12 protein-coding genes are annotated in these 14957 nt (G+C 57.1%); 11 read left to right on the top strand and 1 reads right to left on the bottom strand.

Annotation, left to right across the window (positions count from 1 at the left end; translation table 11 throughout):
• Position 1: 1 nt before the first annotated feature.
• The 7 genes from H6A20_RS00820 (at position 2) to H6A20_RS00790 (ending at position 5706) form a co-directional block, all read left to right on the top strand.
• Positions 2–910: a PSP1 domain-containing protein gene (locus H6A20_RS00820; protein ID WP_204905255.1), complete on the top strand. Its 909-nt coding sequence runs from the start codon at positions 2–4 to the stop codon at positions 908–910.
• Positions 900–1658 carry a tRNA1(Val) (adenine(37)-N6)-methyltransferase gene (locus H6A20_RS00815; protein WP_204905254.1) on the top strand — a complete coding sequence of 253 codons (759 nt, stop codon included), beginning with the start codon at positions 900–902 and terminating at the stop codon, positions 1656–1658. Before H6A20_RS00820 ends, H6A20_RS00815 begins: the two co-directional genes overlap by 11 nt.
• A gap of 3 nt (positions 1659–1661) precedes the next feature.
• Positions 1662–2504, top strand: a complete 843-nt coding sequence (gene rsmI / locus H6A20_RS00810) for a 16S rRNA (cytidine(1402)-2'-O)-methyltransferase (RefSeq protein WP_204905253.1) — start codon at positions 1662–1664, stop codon at positions 2502–2504.
• Between the two features lie 153 nt (positions 2505–2657).
• A complete protein-coding gene (locus H6A20_RS00805; protein ID WP_204905252.1) occupies positions 2658–3770 on the top strand; it encodes an ABC transporter ATP-binding protein in 1113 nt (370 codons plus the stop codon).
• Between the two features lie 172 nt (positions 3771–3942).
• A complete protein-coding gene (locus tag H6A20_RS00800; RefSeq protein ID WP_204905251.1) occupies positions 3943–4365 on the top strand; it encodes a sigma factor-like helix-turn-helix DNA-binding protein in 423 nt (140 codons plus the stop codon).
• An 83-nt stretch (positions 4366–4448) separates the two neighbouring features.
• The gene (locus H6A20_RS00795) at positions 4449–4607 is read left to right on the top strand and encodes a hypothetical protein (protein ID WP_204905250.1); all 159 of its coding nucleotides are present in this window, start codon (positions 4449–4451) and stop codon (positions 4605–4607) included.
• A gap of 4 nt (positions 4608–4611) precedes the next feature.
• The gene (locus H6A20_RS00790; RefSeq protein ID WP_204905249.1) at positions 4612–5706 is read left to right on the top strand and encodes a PucR family transcriptional regulator; all 1095 of its coding nucleotides are present in this window, start codon (positions 4612–4614) and stop codon (positions 5704–5706) included.
• Positions 5707–5865: 159 nt separating this feature from the next.
• Here H6A20_RS00790 and H6A20_RS13470 read toward each other — a convergent pair whose 3' ends face one another.
• Complete coding sequence (locus H6A20_RS13470; protein ID WP_243426073.1) at positions 5866–5961, bottom strand: putative holin-like toxin; 96 nt, start codon at positions 5959–5961, stop codon at positions 5866–5868.
• Positions 5962–6202: 241 nt separating this feature from the next.
• On the opposite strand from H6A20_RS13470, the gene H6A20_RS00785 reads away from it, so the two are divergent.
• The 4 genes from H6A20_RS00785 (at position 6203) to H6A20_RS00770 (ending at position 14951) form a co-directional block, all read left to right on the top strand.
• Positions 6203–8482: a hydratase gene (locus H6A20_RS00785; RefSeq protein WP_204905248.1), complete on the top strand. Its 2280-nt coding sequence runs from the start codon at positions 6203–6205 to the stop codon at positions 8480–8482.
• Positions 8483–8670: 188 nt separating this feature from the next.
• Positions 8671–9150, top strand: coding sequence for an RNA polymerase sigma factor (locus H6A20_RS00780; RefSeq protein WP_204905247.1), 480 nt, complete (start codon positions 8671–8673; stop codon positions 9148–9150).
• 16 nt (positions 9151–9166) lie between these two features.
• Positions 9167–11119 carry a beta-propeller domain-containing protein gene (locus H6A20_RS00775; protein ID WP_204905246.1) on the top strand — a complete coding sequence of 651 codons (1953 nt, stop codon included), beginning with the start codon at positions 9167–9169 and terminating at the stop codon, positions 11117–11119.
• 958 nt (positions 11120–12077) lie between these two features.
• Positions 12078–14951, top strand: a complete 2874-nt coding sequence (locus H6A20_RS00770; protein WP_476739002.1) for a hypothetical protein — start codon at positions 12078–12080, stop codon at positions 14949–14951.
• The last annotated feature ends 6 nt before the right edge of the window (positions 14952–14957 follow it).

Here is a 14957-nt window from a genome sequence, read left to right as displayed (position 1 = left end):
AATGACGAATGTAATTGGAGTAAGATTCCGCAGGGCGGGGAAAGTCTATTTCTTCTCGCCGGGCAAGCTGGAGATCCGCCGCGGGGACAACGTGATCGTGGAGACGGCCCGGGGCGTGGAATTCGGACACGTGGTGGCCGGCCCGAGAAAAGTGGAGGAGGAAAAGATCACGCAGCCCCTCAAATCCGTTATCCGGATCGCCAACAAGGACGACTACCGGCGGGAGGAGAAGAACCGGGAGAGGGAGAAGGAGGCCTTTGCCATCTGCCAGGAGAAGATCCGCAAGCACGGCCTGGAGATGAAGCTCATCGACACGGAGTACACATTTGACAACAATAAGGTGCTGTTTTACTTTACCGCGGACGGGCGGATCGACTTCCGCGAACTGGTCAAGGACCTGGCGGGCGTGTTCCGCACCAGGATCGAGCTGCGGCAGATCGGCGTGCGGGACGAGACGAAGATCCGGGGCGGCATCGGCATCTGCGGCAGGCCGCTGTGCTGCAGCACCTACCTGACCGAATTTGCCCCGGTGTCTATCAAGATGGCCAAGGAGCAGAACCTGTCCCTCAACCCGAGCAAGATCTCCGGCGTGTGCGGCCGCCTTATGTGCTGCCTCACGAACGAGGAGCAGACGTACGAGGAGCTGAACGGCCGGCTGCCTTCTGTCGGGGATACGGTGACCACCCCGGAGAAGCTGAAGGGGGACGTGCAGTCCGTCAATGTGCTGCGCCAGCTTGTGAAGGTGGTCGTGACTCTGGACAATGATGAGAAGGAGATCCGGGAGTACAAAGCCGCGGAGCTCCGCTTCAAGCCGAGGCGGAAGAAGAACGCGAAAGTCTCGAAGGAAGAGATGGCCCGGCTTAAGGAGCTGGAGGAGAAGAACGGAGCGTCGAAGTTAGATGACAAGTAATCTGAAGCCGGGCGAGCGCCTGGACGACCTGCAGATCAGGGGATACCGGATCATACAGAGCCCCGGCCGGTTCTGCTTCGGCATGGACGCGGTGCTTCTGTCCGCCTTTGCCAAAGTGAAGGCGGGGGAGCGGGCGCTGGATCTGGGGACGGGGACGGGCATCCTCCCCATCCTTCTGGAGGCAAAATATGAGGGGGACTCCTACACCGGCCTGGAGATCCAGGAGGAGAGCGCGGACATGGCCAGGCGGAGCGTCAGCTGGAACCACCTGGAGGACAGGGTCCATATCGTGACGGGAGACATCCGGGAGGCGGCAGACCTGTTTGGCGCGGCCTCCTTTCATGTTGTCACGGTGAACCCGCCCTACATGATCGGGGAGCACGGCATCCGCAACGCCAATCCGGCCAAGTACATCGCCCGCCACGAGGCGCTGTGCACGCTGGAGGATGTGCTCCGGGAGAGCGAGAAGCTGCTGATATCGAAAGGGCGCTTCTACATGGTGCACCGCCCCTTCCGCCTGGCGGAGATCCTGGCGGGCATGAGCCGGCACCGGCTGGAGCCGAAGAGGATGCGCCTCGTGCACCCCTATGCGGACAAGGAGCCGAACATGGTACTGGTGGAGGGCGTGCGGGACGCCCGCCCGCGGATGACGGTGGAGCCGCCCCTCATCGTGTACCGGGAGGACGGCAGCTACACGGAAGAAGTGCTGGAACTGTACGGCATGGCCGGGACAGGCAGACAGGAGTAAGGTATGGCAGGAACATTATATCTGTGCGCCACCCCCATCGGGAATCTGGAGGACATGACCTTCCGGGCGGTGCGCGTGCTGCGGGAGGCGGATCTCATCGCGGCGGAGGACACACGCAACAGCGTGAAGCTGCTGAACCATTTTGAGATCCACACGCCCATGACAAGCTATCATGAATACAATAAGATCGAGAAGGGCCGGAAGCTGACGCAGCTTCTCCTGGAGGGGAAGGATGTCGCCCTCATCACCGACGCGGGGACGCCCGGCATCTCCGACCCCGGGGAAGAGCTGGTGCGGATGTGCCAGGAGGCGGGGATCACAGTGACGGCCGTGCCGGGCGCGGCGGCCTGCATCACCGCCCTCACGATCTCCGGCCTGCCCACCAGGCGGTTCGCCTTCGAGGCGTTCCTGCCCCAGGATAAGAAGGAGCGCAGGGAGATCCTGGAGGAGCTGGCCGGCGAGACGCGGACCCTCGTCCTCTACGAGGCGCCCCACCGCCTGGTGAAGACGCTGCGGGAGCTTTTGGAGGCGCTGGGGGACCGGGAGGCGTCCGTGTGCCGGGAGCTGACCAAAAAGCACGAGACCGTCTTCCGGACGACCCTCGCGGAGGCGCTCGCCTGGTATGAAGCGAACGACCCGCGGGGGGAGTGCGTGCTTGTCATCCAGGGAAAGCCAAGGAGCCAGATCCGGCAGGAGGCCCGCAGGCAGTGGGAGGAACTGTCGCTGGAGGAGCACATGGCGCACTATGAGAGCGGGGGCATGGACCGCAAAGAGGCCATGAAGCAGGTGGCAAAAGACAGGGGCGTAAGCAGGCGGGACGTGTACCAGGCGCTGCTGAAAAAATAGGAAGAGACGGGACGGTTGGTCAAGTTGCATAGAAAACCGGAAAAAGATTGTTCAACTTGGGCATGGCGCAGTCCCGTCTTTTTTTATATACTGGAAACCAGATAAAAACAGTGCGGCTTCAGCCGCAAAGCAATCACAGGAGGAACGAAGAAAATGGCAAGTTTATCATTAAAGCACATTAATAAAACATATCCAAACGGATTTGAGGCCGTTAAGGATTTCAACCTCGAGATCGAGGACAAGGAGTTCATCATCTTCGTAGGACCGTCCGGATGCGGAAAATCCACGACCCTGCGTATGGTAGCCGGACTTGAGGAGATCACATCCGGCGAGCTGAAGATCGGTGACAGAGTTGTGAACGACGTAGAGCCGAAGGACCGCGATATCGCCATGGTTTTCCAGAACTACGCCCTGTATCCGCACATGACAGTATATGATAACATGGCATTCGGCCTGAAGCTGAGAAAAGTTCCGAAGGATCAGATCGACAAGATGGTCCGCGAGGCAGCCAAGATCCTGGATCTGGAAGCTCTCCTGGACCGTAAGCCGAAAGCTCTTTCCGGTGGTCAGAGACAGCGTGTCGCCATGGGACGTGCCATCGTCCGCAGCCCGAAGGTATTCCTGATGGATGAGCCTCTCTCCAACCTGGATGCAAAACTTCGCGGACAGATGCGTGTAGAGATCTCCAAGCTGCACCAGAGACTGGGCACAACGATCATCTACGTAACACATGACCAGACAGAGGCTATGACTCTTGGTACAAGGATCGTAGTTATGAACGCCGGCGTTGTACAGCAGGTAGACACACCGCAGACACTGTACGATTATCCGTGCAATATGTTCGTTGCAGGATTCATCGGATCCCCGCAGATGAACTTCATCGACGCTGTATGCAAGGTAGAGGGAGACAAGGTTTCCCTTGTAACAGGACCTCATACGATCGTTCTTCCGCCCGCAAAGGCAAAAGCCCTCAAGGAAGGCGGCTACAACGGAAAGACAGTTGTTCTTGGCATCCGTCCCGAGGATGTACACGATGAGCAGATGTTCATCGAGGCTTCTCCTGACACAGTGATCGAGGCGAAGATCCGTGTATACGAGATGCTCGGCGCAGAAGTTCTCCTGTACTTCGACTATGAGGGATCCAGCATGACAGCGAGAGTTGATCCCAGAACAACAGCAAGATCCGGCGACACAGTGAAGTTTGCCCTGGATGCTGAGAAGATCCATATCTTTGACAAAGAGACAGAGCTGACGATCACAAACTAGTCAGGATGATCTGGAATAACACAATAAAGAAGGAGGGACGCCCCGTGGGTGTTCCTCCTTTTATGTATGTCTGTAGTTCATTGTTCTGTATATTTACATAAGATATACTTAGTGCATCGTATATCTGCGCATAGGCAAATATTCCGAAAGATATACAGAAGAGGAGGGCTATATGGCGTACAACAAAGCACTTGCGGAAAAGATCTGGAGGCAGAGAAAAGAGGCGGAGGAGGAAACCCTGCGCCGGCTGGGCATGGACGAGGAGCGCATCCTGGACCTGCGGGCGTACGACTGGGATCTCTTTAAAGCCGAGCGCCGCTTTCAGGAGCACCGGGCGGACTGGCCGGTCTGCACGGGCGGACGGCTGCGGGAGATGGGGGAGGAACCTGGCAGCTATTTTTGGCGGGAGGAAGCCCCGTATCTTTCGGAGGATATGGACCGCCTGCTGGACCGGCTGGACGGAACCGGGAAGAAGATCCTGGATTTGAAAATAAAAGGTTATGAGACAAGGGAGATATCTGCTATAATAGGAATTACGGAGAAAGCCGTATACCGGCGGATGGACCGGATCAGAGAGAAAATAAAAAATTTTTAACGACAGAGGGGAAAAAGAGCGCAGCCCGGCGGCTACAGTATGAGGGCGGCATTGACGGGAAGGAAGTTCAGAGGAGGAAAACGATGAAAAGAACAAACCTTATGTGCCTTGCCGTCGCCGTACTGTCTTCGGCTGTATCCGTCTATCTGGCGCAGAGACACTGCACGGATCTGGAGATCACCATGTTTGACTACCAGATGAGCGAGTGGAAGAAGCGGGTGCGGGACCCGGAAAGGAAGTGACACATTGCTGCCCAATCAGACATTGCAGAAGCTGATCCAGGAGATCAGGCAGATAGCCGGCATGGACTGCTCCATCTGGAACGAGAAAGCAGAATGCCTGGCAATGACAAATATAAAGGCCAGACCGCAGCCCGGCGAGGTGGCGGACCTGGTGGAAGCCTATAACAGCAGCGGCCGGGAGGAGGCGGTCGGGGAGGAGAGCCTCTTCCTCCTGGAGAGCGGGGAGAGCCTCTATGTCCTGGCCGTGGACGGGCATGACGAGAAGGCCCTGATGGCCGGGCGCTTCGGCATCAGCCACCTGGACAGCCTGGCATCCATGAACCGGAGCCGCATGGACAAGAACCGCTTCATCCAGAGCCTGCTCCTGGACAACCTCCTGCTTGTGGACATCTACAACCAGGCCAAGCGGCTGAAGATCCCGGTGACGCAGCGGCGCGTCGTGTTTCTCGTAGAGCCGAAGAACGCGGAGGACAGCCTTGTCCTGGAGACGCTGAAAGGGCTGTTTGCCACCGGCATCAAGGATTTCGTCACCTCCGTCGAGGAGAGGCATATCATCCTGGTGAAGGCGCTGGAGCCGACGGAGGGCTACTATGAGATCCACCACATGGCGGACGTGATGGTGGACACCCTCGGGATGGAGGCCATGGTCGGCGTGCGCGTCTCCTACGGCACGATCGTGGAAGAATTAAAAGACGTGTCCCGCTCCTACAAGGAGGCGGATATGGCCATGGAAGTGGGGCGCATCTTCTATTCCCAGAGGCGGGTTCTGTCCTACAAAGTGCTCGGGATCGGCCGGCTTATCCACCAGCTTCCCGCATCCCTGTGCGAGATGTTCCTGGAGGAGGTGTTTGAGGGCAGCGCCATGGAGAACTTCGAGGAGGAGGAACTGGCGGCAGTCTACACCTTTTTCGAGAACAACCTGAACATCTCGGAGACGGCGCGGAAGCTCTATGTGCACCGCAATACCCTTGTGTACCGGCTGGAGAAGATCCAGAAGAAGACCGGGCTGGATGTCCGGGTCTTCGAGGACGCCATGACGTTCAAGATCGCCCTGATGGTGGAGAAGCACATGCGGGCGATGAAGGAGAAGGAGAGTTGAAAGCTGCGCATCAGCACATAGAATTTTGGGGTTCTATTATTGAATCTGTTATTTCAGTGTGATATAGTAGACATAGGAAAGGAACAACCGCCCACAAAGTGGTTAGCTTCCAAGTAATGGCATAAGCCTACCTGACGGCCAAGTACAAGGTAGGCTTATTTATTTCCGCTTGTTTTTCCTATCAATATAGGCAAGCAGTGCAATCAGAAATGAACCGCCTAAAAACAGCAGGCTTAAAACTTCATATGTATCCATTTGCACCACCTCCCCTCTTTTTATGAGTATAGGGAGGCTACCACCTTGTATCACGGTTGTCCCGTATGCAGAGTATAACATAACGATAAGAGGTTTACAATATACTCGTTATAGTTAACTAAACTTTATTTTTTCCTTCATGTGTACCGCATATATATCCAGCCGTTTAAATTGACTTTTGCCCGGAACCGGGCTAAAATAAACTGACGAAAAAAAAGAAATACAGGAGGATTTTGGAACGATGATAAAGCTCTATGACACAGGAGTCTACCTCGTAAACGGCACGCAGATCATAGAAGATCCGGCCCAGGTGCAGCAGATGACCGGCCGCGCCGTGACGCAGGAAGAGGCGGCAGCCCAGACAATGGCCTACAACATCCTGAAGGATCACAACACCTCCGGCAATATGGAGCGCCTTCAGATCAAATTCGATAAACTGACGTCCCACGACATCACATTTGTGGGCATCATCCAGACGGCAAGGGCGTCCGGACTTGAGAAATTCCCGGTCCCCTACGTGCTGACCAACTGCCACAACTCCCTCTGCGCGGTGGGCGGAACGATCAATGAAGATGACCACATGTTCGGCCTCACCTGCGCCAAGAAGTACGGCGGCGTGTATGTTCCGCCCCACCAGGCGGTCATCCACCAGTTTGCCCGCGAGATGCTGGCAGGGGGCGGCCGGATGATCCTCGGGTCCGACAGCCATACCCGCTACGGCGCGCTTGGCACCATGGCCATGGGCGAGGGCGGGCCGGAGCTTGTCAAGCAGCTTCTGGGCAAGACCTATGACATCCGGATGCCGGGCGTCATCGGCATCTACCTGGACGGCGAGCCGGTCAAAGGCGTAGGTCCCCAGGACGTGGCGCTCGCCATTATCGGCGCCACCTTCGGATGCGGCTATGTGAACAACAAAGTCATGGAGTTCGTCGGCCCCGGCGTGGAGAAGCTGAGCGCGGACTTCCGCATCGGCATCGACGTCATGACGACAGAGACCACCTGCCTGTCCTCCATCTGGAAGACGGACGAGACGATCCGCGAGTTCTACGAGATCCACGGCCGTCCGGAGGATTTCAGGGAGCTGAATCCGGGAGCGGTCGCATACTATGACGGTATGGTGTACGTGAACCTGAGCGAGATCCGTCCCATGATCGCCATGCCGTTCCATCCCTCCAACGTATATACCATTGACGAGGTAAACGCCAACCTGAAAGATGTTCTCCACGATGTGGAGCAGCGGGCCCTCGTGAGCCTGGACGGGGCAGTGGACTACTCCCTGCAGAGCAAGGTCGTGGACGGCAGGCTCTACGTGGACCAGGGCATCATCGCGGGCTGCGCGGGCGGCGGCTTTGAGAATATCTGCGCGGCGGCGGACATCATCCGCGGGAAGTACATCGGCGCGGACGCCTTTACCTTCAGCGTGTACCCGGCCAGCATGCCCATCTACATGGAGCTTGTGAAAAACGGCGCGGCGGCAGCCCTCATGGAGTCCGGCGCCGTCATGAAGACAGCCTTCTGCGGCCCCTGCTTCGGCGCAGGCGACACGCCGGCCAACAACGCGTTCTCCATCCGCCACTCCACAAGGAACTTCCCCAACCGGGAGGGCTCCAAGCTGCAGAGCGGACAGATCGCTTCCGTGGCCCTCATGGACGCCAGGTCCATCGCGGCCACAGCGGCCAACAAGGGCTTCCTCACACCGGCCACGGCCATGGATGTGGAGTACACAGGGCCCAAGTATCACTTTGACAGAAATATTTACGCGAACCGCGTGTTTGACAGCCACGGCGTGGCGGATCCCGGCGTGGAGATCCAGTTCGGCCCCAACATCAAGGACTGGCCCGAGATGCCGGCCCTGCCGGAGAACCTGGTCCTCAAGGTGGTGTCCGAGATCCACGATCCGGTGACCACGACGGACGAGCTGATCCCGTCCGGAGAGACGTCCTCCTACCGCTCCAACCCCCTCGGGCTGGCGGAATTCGCGCTTTCCAGAAAAGACCCGGCTTACGTGGGCCGGGCCAAGGAAGTGCAGAAAGCCCAGAAGGCCATCGAGGCAGGCACCTGCCCGCTGGATGCGCTGGAGGAGCTGCGGCCTGTGATGGCGAAGATCCGGGAGAAGTTCCCGGAGGCCGGCGAGGGCAACATCGGCGTGGGCAGCACCATTTTCGCCGTGAAGCCGGGCGACGGCTCCGCCAGGGAGCAGGCGGCATCCTGCCAGAAAGTGCTGGGCGGCTGGGCGAACATCGCCGTCGAGTACGCCACCAAGCGGTACCGCTCCAACCTGATCAACTGGGGCATGCTCCCCTTCCTCACAAAGGAGGATCACGAGGCCCTGTCCTTTAAGAACGGGGATTACATCTTCGTGCCGGGCATCCGCCGGGCTGTGGAGGAGAAGACGGATGTGATCCGCGCCTACGTGGTGGGCGATGAGCTTGCGGAAGTGGAGTTCGCCATGGGCGATCTGACAGACACCGAGCGGGAGATCATCCTGAAAGGATGCCTGATCAACTACTACAGAGGGTAGAGACGTCCCCGCGGATATACAGGGACAAGACAGCCCCGTGTCAGACAGGATAAGATCTGGCGCGGGGCTTTTTTGTGCCGGTGACGGATTTTGTAAAAAAAACAGATCTTTCCATGCAACAGACAGGCCGTGACATGCATCTAATATATGAAAAAGATGACACTGGCCGTTACGAGGGAGGAAACGCTATGAAATGTGACGCGGAAGGATTCGCCGCTATGTACAGCGCCGTGTATGTGGATATGTACCGGTTCGCGCTCTGCATGATGAAGAACCCCCACGACGCGGAGGACGCCGTCAGCGAGGCGGTGCTGCAGGCCTACGGACATATAGGTTCTCTGCGGGAGGAGGGCGCGTTCAAAAGCTGGATCTTCACGATCCTTGCCAACACGTGCAGAAAAAAATGGCGGCAGCAGGAGCAGGATGAAAAAAAGGCGCAGATGTCTTTCTTTGAAGAGGACGCCGCGGTCCCGGACTGGGAGCAGGCCGCAGACGTGCGGGACGCTTTTCTTGTCCTGGAGGAGGACGAGCAGTTGATCGTGGGGCTCTCCGTGTTCGGCGGTTACACGAGCAGTGAGATCGGCGCGTTCCTGGGGAAGCCTGCGGCTACGGTCCGCTCCAGGAGGAGCCGGGCCCTCGGGAAGATGAGCCTGATACTGAAGGAGTAGGAAAGGAGAGAGCTGTATGGAAAAAAGAGAGCAGGATATGCTGGAACGGATACGGTCTGCTTCGGACGGACTCCAGGTCCCGGAGGCGCTTGCGCCGGATCAGATCAGGAAGAAACTGGAGGAGGCCGGCGCGGCAGGCAAAGAAGAGGAGACAGGCAGGACGAAGCAGGACAAAGAAGGGAAAGTGCGTCTCTTCCTGCGCTCTGCGCGGGGCCGTCAGCTCTCTGTCCTAGCGGCGGGGCTTGCGCTCGTATGCCTGGCAGGGGCGGTCTGGACGCTGGCCGGCCGGTCCGGGGCAGGAAGCGCGGATGCACTCCCTGCGGCAGGGGAGGAAACCGCCCGCGGGGAAGGCGGACAGGCGGCGTCCGGAAGCGCGGACGAGGAGGCGCTGCGCACCGCGGGGAGCTATGACGAGATCTACGCCTACCTGGAGGCGTACCAGCAGGAGCAGGAAAGCCGGGATTTTAAAGTGTCGTCCCGGGGCGCTTCCGCCGCAGACGGGGGCGTGGAGAGCGCGGCGTCCACTGCCGCAGACAGCGCCAGCGCCTACGCAGGCAGCTACTCCGACACCAACGTGCGCCAGGAGGGCGTGGGCGAGGCGGACATCGTGAAGACGGACGGCCGGTGGATCTACACCCTGTCGGATGACTGTGAGATCGGCATCGCAGATACGGAGGGCGGCCTTACAGAGGCGGGTGTGATCTGTGAGGACCGGCAGATCCGGGAATTCTACGTGCAGGACGACAGGCTGATGCTCCTTGCCTCCGCCGGGGAGGACGGATCCGGCACGGCCCTTGTCACCTACGATATCTCGGACAGAGAGAACCCGGAGAAGATCGGGGAGGTGACGCAGAGCGGGGATTACCAGTCCTCCAGGCTCGTCGGGGATCACCTCTACGTGTTCAGTCTCTTTTACGCGGATATGTACGCCGGCCCCGAAGCCAGGGACTCCTATATCCCCCAGGCGGGAGGGAAGCTTCTTAAGGAGAGCTCCATCTGGCTGCCGGACCGCAGCGATCCGAGCCAGTATCTGGTCATGACGTCCACGGACATCCAGGCGCCGGGTCAGCTTGTGGACTCCCAGGCGCTCTTTGCGGGATATGGAGAAGTTTACGTCAGCGATGAAAATATTTACTGGTATGAGACGATTTCCCGGAATACAGGCTTTGGATGGGTGACAGACACGCAGATCCGCAAGGTGTCCTATCAGGACGGGCAGTTGAAAGTCCTGGCCAAAGGCACGGTGCCCGGCTACATCAACGACTCCTTCTCCATCGACGAGTACGGGGGCAACCTGCGGGTCGTGACAACCGATGAGAGGGACAACGGCCTCTATATCCTGGGACCGGATCTGGAGGAGCTGGGCAGCATTGAGAACCTGGCGAAAGACGAGCAGGTCTACTCCGCCAGACTGATGGGGGATACGGGCTACTTTGTGACCTTCCGCAATACGGATCCCCTCTTTTCCGTGGATCTGTCCGACCCGGAGGACCCGCAGGTCCTGGGCGAGCTGAAGATACCGGGCTTCTCCGAGTACCTGCATCCCTACGGGGACGGCCTCCTTCTCGGCATCGGCATGGACGCGGACGAGGAGACGGGAGCCACGGGGGGCATGAAGCTGAGCATGTTCGATGTCAGCGATCCGGCGGATGTGCAGGAAAAAGATACTTTTGTCATGGAAAATGTGTACAGCGGGGATGTGCTCTACGACTACAGGGCGGCCCTTGTGGATCCGAAGAGGAACCTCATCGGCTTTTCCGCCTACGACGGGGCGCGGGAGCGGTACTACGTCTTCTCCTATGACCGGGAGAGCGGGTTTACCTGCCGGATGGAGGCGCGGGTCAGCGGCGCCGGCTACAGCGCAGCCCGGGGGCTGTACATAGGGGACGTGCTCTACGTGGTCAAAGGAAATATCATCGAGATGTACAGGATGGAGGACTACAAGAAGACGGGCGATCTGATCCTGTAGAACATTCTTTTCTAAATGTATAAATTATCAGAATTAATACATACAAAAAGAAAATTATAAAATAACTTAAAAGAATAAATAAAATAGTATTGACAAATAAAAACCGCAGTGCTATTATAAGGTCAATCCAAAAGAGATCCTTTCCAAAACGGATTTCTGACGAGAAAGGAAGTACCGGTCAAACGGAAGGAACTCTTATATGAAATATGATTTGCTTCATATGTTGGTGAGACGGATCATATTTATATGGAAATAAACGGAAGGAGGCTTGATCCATTGGACAATTCAGAATTTCATACTCCATATGTCAGTGGTATGGCAGCAGACAGTTCCCACCGGGTAAGCCTTTTTGATAGAGAGACCGATAAAGATTTATAAGGAAAAAAGAATCGGAGTGTAAAAGATATCGGTACCAGTTAACAGGTCGATACAAGCTGCAGACATAATGGACAGATACCACGATAGTTCAAAGATATTGGCTGATGCGTAAAGAAGCATCCGCAATAGATCTGGATTTATATCGGGGAGCTGCATAAAATATAAGTTATAGAAGGAATAGCTCAATACGGTTACAGGCAATAGTTATCTTGATAAGGGTGAGGCTGTAACGGGAACGGTTATAGATATTATAATAACTGCGGAATATATTTTATACAGAGATATGAGGGCGATATAAATAAGTGATTTCGGATCCGTGATCCGGGCTTTGAGTTATAAAATGTTCGAATAAAAGAACAAAGGCAGGGAACTCGAAATACATCGGCAGAGATCCTCCGATACAATACAAAATATGATAAAATTAAATATGAGATAGCCACTGCAGGCAGGGAAATGTTTGCAGTGGCTATTTTTATGCCGGTTTTGACAGGGATATTTTGACATTGACAGTCCTGTATGATACACTATAGGAGTTAAAATAGATACATTGCGTAGAAATGTATTGGTTGAGGTGAGAACATTGGATAAATATGAATATCGGGTTAAAACAGAGCAGATGCTGGAATACATGGAGAAGAAGCAGTACAAAAAGGCCATGGAGATCGCGGACACGATCGACTGGCGCCGTGTAAAGAACGCCACGATGCTCAATAATGTAAGTGAGATCTACGAAAATAACGGGGAATATCAGAAGAGCAGGGATGTGCTGTTCATGGCCTACGACAGGGCTCCGGGGAGCAGGAAGATCGTCTACAGGCTGGGGACGCTTGCCCTGAAGATCAACGATCCGGACGAGGCGTCCGACTGCTATGAGGAATTTGTCAAGCTGGCGCCCAAGGACCCGAATCAGTTTATTTTGAAATACAAGATCCTGCAGGCACGCCGCGCGCCGCTTTCCGAGCAGATCGAGGCCCTGGAGGACTTTAAGAAAGCCGAGTATGTGGAGAAGTGGGCGTACGAGCTGGCAAAGCTCTACCACGAGGCCGGCATGACGACCGAGTGCCTGGAGGAGTGCGATGACCTGATCCTCTGGTTCAGTGAGGGCAGGTATGTGTACCAGGCCATGGAGCTGAAGATGAAGTACAAGCCCCTGACGCCGCTGCAGCAGGAGAAGTATGACAGCATGAAGAACGCTTCCTCCCATATGTCTGCGGCAGCTCCCGCGGACGAGGCGGAGGATGCGGACCAGGCGGAACCGGAAGAGGAGAGCGCTGCGAACGGGCAGAACGAACCCTCTGTGATGGATGCAGAGACAAGGGAGATCCGCCTTGACGAGCGAAGAAGCATCCAGGAAGAGACACAGGCTGAGGAAGAGGACCTGCCGGAAGAGGCGGGAGAAGAGGAAGCCGCGGATGAGAAAGCCGGCGTGAAGCCGGATGCCGGTGCGGCCGGGAAGGCGTCTTCCATCAGCAGGATGGTCAAGGGAGCCACACTGGCGGAGGCCCTGGCGAACGGCGTCAAGGTGGCCAGCGGCATGGATATCGGCGAGATCGAGAAGAAAGCCAGCAAGCGGGACGAGGATATGCGGATCACCGGGCAGATGAAGATCGAGGAGATCCTGGCAGCCTGGGAGGCGAAGCAGAAGGACAACGCCGAGGCCATCGAGGCACAGAAGAAGCGGGATGAGAAAAAGCTTGCCGAGGAGAAGCGGGAGGCGCAGCGCCGCCGCGAGGAGGAGGCAAGACGGATAGAGGAGCAGCAGAGAGCTGCCGAGGAAGCCAGGAAGATCGCCGAGCAGAAGGCTGCCGAGGAGGCGAGACGTCTGGCGGAGGAGCAGGCCGAGCAGGAGCGGATCCTGGCAAAGCAGCAGGCTGACGAGGAGAAGCGCCTTGCACAGTTAAAAGAGGCGGAGGAGGAAGCCCTCCTTGACCGCATCGCTTCCGGAGAGCCGGAAGAGGAAGAGGCCCCGGAGACAATCCCGGAGACCGGGGAGGCGGAAGAGCCTGCACCGGAGATCGTGGAGACGGAGGAGACAGAACTTGAGACGGAGCTGACAGGCGGCATCGTTGAGGAAGAGGACGCCGTGGAAGAGGCGGAAGAATTCCCCGAAGAAGACGCGGCAACCGGTATGACAGCAGATCTGAGACATCTGATGGCTGAGCTGGAGGCGGAAGAGGCCGCTTCGGCTAAAGCAGCCGAGACGGCTGATCTGGACATGGATCTTCAGCGGGCGTTTGACGGGGAGGAAGAGTTCCTTGACGAGGAAGAATCCTTCGATGAGGAAGACGACTACGAGGAAGAATCCTTTGATGAGGATGACGATTACGAGGAGTATGACGACATAGACGAAGACGACTTCGACGAGGACTTCTTCGACGAGGAAGACGGCGAAGAAGAGGATTACGAGGAAGAGGACTACGACGAAGACGACTACGAGGAAGTGCCGAAGGAGGAAGAGATTCCCGAGGAGCCGGAGCGCAAGCTGACCCGGAAGGAGCGCCGCGCCCAGAAGAAGGCCGAGAAGGAAGCCGCAAGGCAGACGAGCCGTCTGGACGACCTGGAGATCGAGGAGCCAACGGAGGAGGAGATCCAGAGGCGGATCCAGAAGGGAAAAGGCGGCGTGCCGTTTGACACAGGCTTTGTCGTGACAGGCAGATACGACTTGAGCGCGACCAGCGAGATCGGCCTGAAGGCCGGACTCACAGAGGAGCAGAAGCAGCTCTTCTCCTACTTCGTCCCGGTCCGCGGCATGAGCGAGCAGATCGTGGAAGTACTGGACAATGACCGCAGGGAGAGAAGAGGCGGCACATCCCGGACAGGCAACATCCTTGTCATCGGACACAAGGGCTCCGGCAAGACAGTGCTCGCAGTAGATATGGTGAAAGCCATCCAGAAGCAGCGGAACCTGAAGCAGGGCAAGGTGGCCATCGTGACAGGCGAGTCCCTGAACAAGAAGGATATCCCGAGTATCGTACAGAAGCTGCGCGGCGGCGCCATCATCATCGAGAAGGCCGGCAAGCTGAACGCCAGGACCGTGCGGGATCTGAACCTGTGCATGGAGAAGAAGACAGGCGAGCTGCTTTTTGTGCTGGAGGATCAGAAGAAAGCGCTGGAGAGACTGTTTACAGCCAACCCGGACTTCAAGAAGAAATTTACATCCAGACTGGAGCTGCCGGTATTCATTAATGACGAGCTGGTGACATTCGGTCAGACCTACGCCAAGGAGAACGGCTACAAACTGGACGAGATGGGCATCCTGGCCCTCTACAGCAGGATCGACGTGATGCAGAGAGAGGATCACGCAGTGTCCGTAGCCGAGGTCAAGGAGATCATGGACGCGGCCATCGAGCATTCCCAGAAGGCCAATGTGAAGCATCTGGCGCGCCGGATGTTCCGCAAGAGCACAGACGATTCCGACCGGATCATCCTGAAGGAAGACGATTTCCGGATCTAAAAACTG

The sequence above is a fragment of the Mordavella massiliensis genome (genome assembly GCF_016901695.1).
GTDB lineage: Bacteria > Bacillota > Clostridia > Lachnospirales > Lachnospiraceae > Claveliimonas > Claveliimonas massiliensis_A.
This window is presented reverse-complemented; position numbering and strand designations above follow the sequence as displayed.